This is a genomic window from Rhodococcus sp. 05-2255-3B1 (assembly GCF_002258545.1).
GTDB lineage: Bacteria > Actinomycetota > Actinomycetes > Mycobacteriales > Mycobacteriaceae > Rhodococcoides.
Window position 1 is genome coordinate 1 of the sequence record NZ_NOZC01000009.1, and the last position, 551, is coordinate 551.

Here is a 551-nt window from a genome sequence, read left to right on the forward strand (position 1 = left end):
ACGGCGGTGCCGTTGGCGGGCAGGGTGATTCGGGTGGTCTTCGATGTCGATGTCCACAGGATCGCTCCGCCGGGGAGCATGACGGCTTTCCAGTAGCCGGCGGTTTTGACGGTGTGGTGGTAGTCGCAGAGGCACTGCAGATTGTTGACGGTGGTCCAGCCGCCGCCGAGGGGGTTGCTGTGGTCGAACGGGTTGATGTGGTCGAGTTGGCAGCGTGCGGCGGGGCGGTGGCAGCCGGGGAAGCGGCAGTGTTTGTCGCGGAATCGGACGGCTGCGGTGGTGAGGGCGTCGGGTCGGTAGATCAGGGCCCGGTCGGTGAGTGGGTCGCGGGGTACAGAGTTGCCGAGGGTGGGGTCGGCGGCGATGGCGGCTTCGAGTGCGGCGGCAAGGGAGGCGTTGCCGAGATAGAGGCCGGCGGGTGTGCGGGTTACCGATGTGTGGATCGTGCGGTTGTTGGGCCGGATTGCGAAGGGCAGGTCGAGGGCAGAGCTGTGCCGTGTGCCCCTGCCGACGGGAGTGTGGGTACAGAACAGCGCTGCGGCGGAGGTCAG

At 67.7% G+C, this 551-nt stretch carries 1 protein-coding gene; it reads right to left on the reverse strand.

Translation table 11 applies throughout. The annotated features are described in order from the left end of the window. Positions 1-551, reverse strand: a 551-nt coding sequence (locus CH249_RS27830; protein ID WP_179274303.1) for an HNH endonuclease signature motif containing protein, incomplete at both ends; no start/stop codon positions are given.